4 protein-coding genes are annotated in these 7845 nt (G+C 39.7%); 3 read left to right on the top strand and 1 reads right to left on the bottom strand.

The genetic code is table 11. The annotated features are described in order from the left end of the window. Positions 1-264: 264 nt before the first annotated feature. Complete coding sequence (locus ACERCG_RS11815; RefSeq protein ID WP_373612255.1) at positions 265-1338, top strand: hypothetical protein; 1074 nt, start codon at positions 265-267, stop codon at positions 1336-1338. Positions 1339-1530: 192 nt separating this feature from the next. Here ACERCG_RS11815 and ACERCG_RS11810 read toward each other — a convergent pair whose 3' ends face one another. Continuing rightward, positions 1531-4098, bottom strand: a complete 2568-nt coding sequence (locus ACERCG_RS11810; RefSeq protein ID WP_373612254.1) for a hypothetical protein — start codon at positions 4096-4098, stop codon at positions 1531-1533. 314 nt (positions 4099-4412) lie between these two features. On the opposite strand from ACERCG_RS11810, the gene ACERCG_RS11805 reads away from it, so the two are divergent. Further along, positions 4413-6011, top strand: coding sequence for a hypothetical protein (locus ACERCG_RS11805; protein ID WP_373612253.1), 1599 nt, complete (start codon positions 4413-4415; stop codon positions 6009-6011). A 143-nt stretch (positions 6012-6154) separates the two neighbouring features. Then, the gene (locus tag ACERCG_RS11800; protein WP_373612252.1) at positions 6155-7717 is read left to right on the top strand and encodes an AAA family ATPase; all 1563 of its coding nucleotides are present in this window, start codon (positions 6155-6157) and stop codon (positions 7715-7717) included. Positions 7718-7845 lie beyond the last annotated feature (128 nt).

The raw sequence follows: 7845 nt of genomic DNA, 5'->3' as shown, positions 1-7845 counted from the left end.
CACTTCTTCATTACTTTTGAATGTAATTTCGCCATTCAAAATTCGCATCAAAAAGACTTGCTCTTCTGAGGGGCGGTTATGTTCCACAAATTCAATTTTGCTGGTTGTACTCACTGGATTTTTTGTAAGTATTGTCATTGTATTTATCCTCGTTTTTTTGATAAGTGCAGAAATGCTACCCTCATAACTTGGTAAAGTCAAAGAAAAATGTATACAAAATAATCTATACCTGTAAATAAGTACACTTATGACATCTACAACCGTGTGGCAACGCGTGAGTTTGATACTGACTTCTCGAAAGAGGGGGCTGAGCGTATAGATACCTACCGCCGAAATAGCTATGGTAATATTGAGCATGAAGATAGAAACTTTACGGGCGATGATTTGCCAATTAACCAATACATTACTCGTGAATTTGATTTGTATGGTCGTGAGGCGATAAGAAGGGTCTTCGACAGCCAAGATCGCTTAACCTCTAAAAACGTGCATAAATTTGATTTATATAATCAAGTTAGAGAAAGCACGTCCTACTCTAATGAAGATACCATTAACATTCGCTCAATCTTTTTGCGTGATGAGTACGGTAGAATGAAAGTAGACGGTCGTGATCGCAATTTAGACGGCGAGTTGAACTTAGGCGATACTTGGAGAACGTATTCTTATAACGATCAAGGTCAAGCATATAAAGTTACCGATACCCACGCAAATGGCACTGTAACACCAACTATTTGGATATATGATGACTTCGGACGCCGTTATTATACCTATCAGGATTTTAATAATAATGAGCAGTGGGATAACGGTGAAACCAAGCACTTGGATACTTATCACGGCACCAATGCCCGTGATGAAGTTCACCGCTTTGTTGCACCGGATGGAGAAAACCCAACGTATATTATGAAGTTTGTGTATATCAACGCAGGCGATCAAGGTACACAAATTGGTACGCTAGATGCCCCACAAGGTAAGGAATTCAAGTCATTCAACTACAACGTTTACGGCTCAGTAGTATCTTCTAACGAAGACTACACCACCGAAAACTGGCATCGTTTCTTCGACAAAGTGGGCGACAAGATTGAGGTCATCAATATGGCAGACGCCCGAGCCTCCACCGTGATTACCTTGGACAACGATGTGCTAAGCAAAATCACCGGCTCACAGCTGCGGATTTTTGGTGACAAAACCGACACCGTAAACCTCAAAGACAGTGCGGAATTTACCAAACTGGAGGGTACAAAACGTGTCAGTGGTAATGACTACCACCAATATGAAACCCAAGTGGGCGAAGAAACCTACACGTTATTGATTGATACCGATGTAAACATCAACCTACTCTAACCTGCTTTGCCCCCACCTCACCACGGGGCAAACAAGCGGTGCTTTTTAGATAAAAATCTGCAAAGTAGCCTGTAAACAAGAAAACCTGCTGCCGTTTAGGCAACAGGTTTTTTCATTATTTATTATAGTGTGTTTTGCAGATTTTTTCTGAAAACACACCGCTTGTTAATGGCTGGTTACGCTAACATAACATTAAGCCAAGACGACATTGATATCCGTATCAATTTGTAAGGTGTAAGATTCGCCCTCCACCGTAGTGGTGTATTGATGGAACTCGTTAGAGCCTGCTTTTACTTTCGCCTCAAGTTTGGTGAACTCACTACTGTCTTTCAGCCTCACAGTATCAGTACCATCACCGTTGATTCGCAAGGTTGGGTTCTTGCTGATTTTAGCGATAACATCATTATCAACCGTGATGTCTGTACTTGCCCTTGCATTGGTTAGGTTGATTTGGATAATTTTGTTTTCGTAATTATCCAATAACGCACGCCATTTTTCAGAGGTGTAGTCATCTTTGGTTGAATAATGCAAGCTTGAAACACCATAGTATAAAGTAGTTTCGGCTTTAGTGACATTTTCATTTAACGCAGCAATATGAGAACCGCTAATACCGGCATCTTGGTAGATAATTTTGCGAACTTCATATAATTGCTCTAGTTTATCTCCTCCTCGATAGTTCTCCATAACATCTGTAATACCCGTTTCTCCGATATAAGAGTATTTGGTAAATACTTCATTGCCATCTACCTGCTTGTTGCCGTTTTTATCTCTAAAGCTAGTTACTCGTCTGTTCAGCTCATCATAAGTATAGAAGTTATGAGTTTTAGAACTAACACTTTCATCAATTCGCTCAGCGTAATTGCTATTTATGCTTTGGTTGTAGATGAGCGTCTGCTTCAAGTCGCCTACATCAAAGATTTCGTTAGCGTTTTTATCTTCCCATAGAGTAAATACTCGACCAAACTCATCACGGGTATAGCTGTTGATAAAGCTCTTATTAGTTTCAGATGAATAGTTGGTAAACTTGGTTATATAGCCGTACTCATCATATTCATACTCTCGTTTCCAAATTAACGTACCATCTGCTTGGTAGTTGCGAATGACTTTATCACGACCAAACTCGTCTCTTTCACGCACCATTCGGCTATTCACATCGATAGCATCGCCTAAGATATCTTCTTTGGTTTCGATTAATCTACCGTAATTATCGTAAGTATAATTTTCAATTCGCTCAGCTCCATCTTTCCCTTCAGAGAAGTCAGCGTCAAACTCACGCGTTGCCGTACGGTTGTAGATGTCATAAGTGTACTTATTGGCAGCAGATTGTTCAAATTTTCCGCTTTCTTCAATTTTCACTTGTGAACGGTCTTCTACTTTTTGGCGACGTTCGTTGTACACGTTATCGGTTATGTTGGTAAACTTATCAGCCCCCGCTTCTCCCGTGTTGTTGGTGCGAGTTTGGACTACGTTACCGTATTCGTTGTGGGTGTTTTCCACAATTCTGTCGATACCGTTTACCGTTACTTCTTTGCCGTTGAGCATAATCGTGTGGCTATGACCTGTCAGGTTCGATTTGCCGTTGCTTAACACATCATTATTGGTGTTGTCATAACGGGCAATTTCACGTCCTAACGCATCACGCACATAGTAGCTTACGCTTTCAGCGTGGTCTTTGCCGTCTAGGTTGCTTGTACGCTCGTAAACTCGGTTGTTTCCATCGAATTTGTGCTCGTAGTAGCGTTCGATACCTTGTACTTCACGACCGTCTTTTAAGGTGTGAGTTGTACCAGTAATTTGGCTTCCACCTTCTAGCGTTTTGGTTGTGTCGTTATCCAGGTTTTGATACTGGCCGATTCGGTTGCCGTTTGCGTCTAAGTCGTAGTAATACACTCGGTCATCCTCCCCTTTCGCATCAAGATTGAAGCGTTCGGTAATCACACGGTTTTGGTTATCACGCTCGTAAGTGGTGAAGTTGTCAATGCCTTCTACTTCACGACCATCGTTTAAGCGAACCGTTTCACCTGTTTTCTCTTCGAGAGCAACACCGTCTTTCATATCGTTATCAAGGTTGTAATAAACTCCCATTAATTGACCGCTTGCTTTGTCCACATCACGGTATACCACTTCTTCAAACTCGCCTTTTGCATCAAGGTTTCTGTTGGTTTGAATGTGGTGGCCGTTTTCGTTGTGTTCGTAGGTTTCATAACGGTCAATACCTTTCAGAACGCGACCATCGCGAAGCTCAATCGCGTTGTCTTGGTCTTTATTGCCTGTGCCGGTGTTTTTATCGTTATCTAAATCAGTGTAACGACCTTTCTCACGTCCGTACTCATCACGGTCGATGTAAATCACTTCTTCAAAGCCTGTGTCGTTTTTAAACGCTTCGCCATCACTCGCATCTCTCGCATTTAAGTTACGGTTGATTTGAATTTGCTGACCGTTCGCGTTGTATTCATAGGTTTCAAAGCTGTCGATACCTTTGAGTTCAACCTGTTTGCCATCAATTTCAACAGTAATTGCTTTACCTGTCGAATCGTTACTGTCGTTGTTGAAGTATCTTGCCACCGTGCGACCGTATTGGTCTAATACGAGGTAAGTGGTTGAGTTAGCTTCGCCATCGCCTGTGTTATCCACATCAATCTGTAAGGTTTGACCTTTAGTGTTACGACCGAAGGTTTCAATTCTATCGATACCTTTGATTGGCTTGCCATCGTGGTCGAACGCCGCTTTACCTGTGGCTTCGTTAGCGTCGTTATCCACTAACAACTCAGTACGGTTGCCTAAAGCATCGAACTTCTGATAATGGATCTTATCAAGAAAACAAGCTACTAACTTATTCAGATTTGATTTGTTAAAAAGCGACTGTTTTATCCATTTTTACTTTGAGTGTTTTTTCTTCTAATTTTTATCAAATGGAGTATTCGATTATTTTTTAGACTAAATAATATAGGAAACAAGTTGGCTAGATTTTAGCCTTTTTAGTACTTGGCTTTATACGTTACAAATGAGATGGTTTTCTTGATAAGATCCATTATCAGCAGTTCGATAATCTGAGCAGGGTTCGTGAAGTGTTGGTGGATAACGATGCCAATAAAAACACCGAAGGTAAAATACGCCCAACCGATAATAGCGGCAAAACCGTACAAGGCATAGACCAAGTATTGAAGTACGACTATAACGAAAAGGGCAAAAGAACCTCCCTTGAGCGTGATAACAACGTAGATGGTAAATTTGATTATCGTGAAGAATATACCTTAAATGCGAATGGTAATATTGAGGAAAAACGAATCGATTTAACCAATGATGGTAAGGTTGATAAAGTAACCATAAACACTCTAAATCCGAAAGGCGAGGTTACAACGGCTGAATATTATACTCAGACGGCAGATGGTAAACTAACCTACACAGGTAAAGATGAGTTTGTACTTGACGTAAATGGTTATACAGAGAAGAAAACAAGCTACTCTGCGATAAATCAAGTACTCTCAATCGAAACCTACGAAATTGATGAGCAAGGTAGAGAGGTCAAACGGATTGATAATGGCGGCGATGGAGTTGATCGTATTGAAACTTATACCAAAGATGCAAATGGTAATATTACTAAGACGGAGATTGACACTGATAACGATGGCATTCCTAATTCTTATATCGAGAAGAAATATAATCCTCTAGGAAATGAAACTGAGATCATTACATATAATGATGATGTAGCAACTAGAGTAGTAAAAAAATTCTATGATAACTACGGTAATGTTATTCGTGAAGAAGTTGCTAACGGTATCAATCAACCAACTTCTTCTATAATGGAAACCCAATATGGCTCTGATAATAACCCTGTATGGCGTTATTTTGATAGAAAAGGGGATGGTATATCAACTGATGATACAAGCTATCTTGATTACTACAATGAATATGGCAACAGAGTAAAAGAATATTCATTTAGTGGCAAGGTATCTTATGAAGATGCGTTAAAAGCTCTAGCTGGTGCACAAGGCAGCCCAAAAATCGCAGGGAAATTGGATATACTCTACGATGATAAAGGTTATCAAACAGCAATATTTTCTGATATTAATAATGACAATAACACTATTAATCTTAAGAACCAAACAATGGGCCTCCCTGTTAGAGATAATGATAGTTTAATTAAATTTACCGGATACAGCGATGTATGGGGTGGTAAATGGACTAAGCGTTCTGTCACAAACTACTATGGTACACGCACTGAAACTCAGTCTTATGATGATACTGGAACTGTAGCGAACGTAACAATCGACAATCGTAATGATAACATCATTGACGTTTATACTTATGGCGATCCAAACGCAAGATATGGTACAGACCGTGTAGATAATTGGACTAACTGGGCAGAGTCTAAGTTAAATGAACTTAAAGGACTCAGTGAAATAAGATTATCTGCAACAGCCTCTACAGATATCACACTAGACAGCGAAACTATTGGTAAACTTAGCCCAACAGGTAAAGTAGGGAGTGTATCAAATACCTTAACAATTAAGGGGGATACAACAGATAAAGTAAATCTTACTGATTCATTTACCAAGTTAGACTCTACTTCAAAAATTGGTTCAGATACCTTTAATATGTATTCAACAAAAGTTGATGAAACAACTTATACGCTATACATTGATAATGATATCCAAACCGTTATAGGCTAATTCCTAAGCACCAAAGCCCCATAGCAATATGGGGCTTTTTTCGTTCCGTACTTCTTACATCTTACAAGTAGTCAAATTTCCCGAAAAATTTACAATTCTGCTATAATTCCAATCAACGCTTAATTCCCATTTTTGGAGAGAATATGAAAAAACAGCTCCCTATTGGTATTCAAACCTTTGCTAAGTTAAGAGAAAACAATGAATACTACTATGTAGATAAAACGCAAAAAATCATTGAACTCATCAATACCAGTGAGTTTATTTTCCTCTCCCGCCCTCGTCGTTTTGGCAAAAGTTTAACCTTAGATACCATCGCCGAGCTGTTTTCGGGCAACAAAGCCTTATTTGATGGGCTGTATGCGGAAAAGCATTGGGATTGGGGGAAGGAATATCCTGTTATCCGTTTTAATTTTGCGAAAGGTGTGGCAAAGTCAAAACTTACCATTGAAGAACTGCTTCTCTCCCAGCTCCAACAAAATGCTAAGCAATTTGAGGTGGAATTAGCGAATTATGTGGGGTTAGGCACATTATTTGATGATTTAATTAACAAAATTGTGGAAAAACACCAGCAAAAAGTGGTGGTGTTAATTGATGAATACGATAAAGCGATTTTAGATAACCTAGAAAACGCAGAAATTGCGATTGAAATGCGAGATATTTTGCGTGATTTTTACTCCGTGATTAAAGGGCAAGATGCGAATATTCGCTTTGCAATGCTCACAGGCGTCTCCAAATTCAGCAAAATCAACCTCTTTTCAGGCTTAAACAATCTGTACGATGCAACACTCGACAAACAATTCTCCGATTTATGTGGCTATACTCAGTCTGAATTAGAAACTGTGTTTGCCCCTGAATTATCGGGTGTGGATTTAAGCGAGTTGAAGAATTGGTACAACGGCTATAATTGGTCGGGGGAGAGTGTCTATAACCCGTTTGATGTGTTGTTTTTTTTCTCTAATGAAGAACGAGTTTACAAGCCTTATTGGTTTGAAACGGGTTCGCCAACCTTTTTGATTGATAAATTAGTCAATGAGAACATCGATTTAGGCAAAATCTCGCAAGATATTTCTGATGATATTTTGCTCTCCAAGTTTGATGTGGGCGATATTAGCCCCGTCTCCTTGATGTTCCAAACGGGCTATTTAACGATTGATAAGGTGGTAAATACCTTTGATGGTGTAGGCTACACCCTTAAATACCCTAACAAAGAGGTGCAACAAAGTCTAAATACGATGTTGCTACGCCGTTACTTACATAAGTATGAATCAGGCTCAACGCTGCGTTCTCATTTATACGATGGCCTAATCCAACACGATATCGCTCGTATGCAGTTAGTCCTCAAAGCCTTTTTTGCCAGTATTCCGCACGATTGGCACAGAAATAACAACATCGCCTACTACGAAGGCTACTGGGCGAGTGTGTTTTATGCTTATTTTGCCAGTCTTGGTTTACCGATTATTACCGAAGATGCCACCAATGTCGGCAATATTGATATGACATTATTGGTGAATGACCACGTCTATATTTTTGAATTTAAAGTGGTGGGAAAAGATGTCAAGCCGAGTGCATTAGGGCTGGCTCTTGCCCAGATTATAGACCGCAACTATGCGGCAAAATATCAAGGTCAGGGTAAAACCGTTTACCAAATTGGGGTGGAGTTTAACAAAGACAGCCGAGAAGTCGCGTTTGATATTGCTCGCTTATAATGTGGTGTAGAAGATCAGACTTGATCTGACAATTCACTCTAAAAAGTGAGAGTTTCCCGTTTAGAATATGAGTGTCAAAAATCAATCTAAACAAAAAGGAAACTCTCATGTTTTATTACTTACAACCC

The organism is Mannheimia sp. E30BD, assembly GCF_041807785.1.
Lineage (GTDB): Bacteria > Pseudomonadota > Gammaproteobacteria > Enterobacterales > Pasteurellaceae > Mannheimia.
Note: the sequence above shows the minus strand (reverse complement) of the source record. Positions and strands in the feature narration are given on the sequence as shown.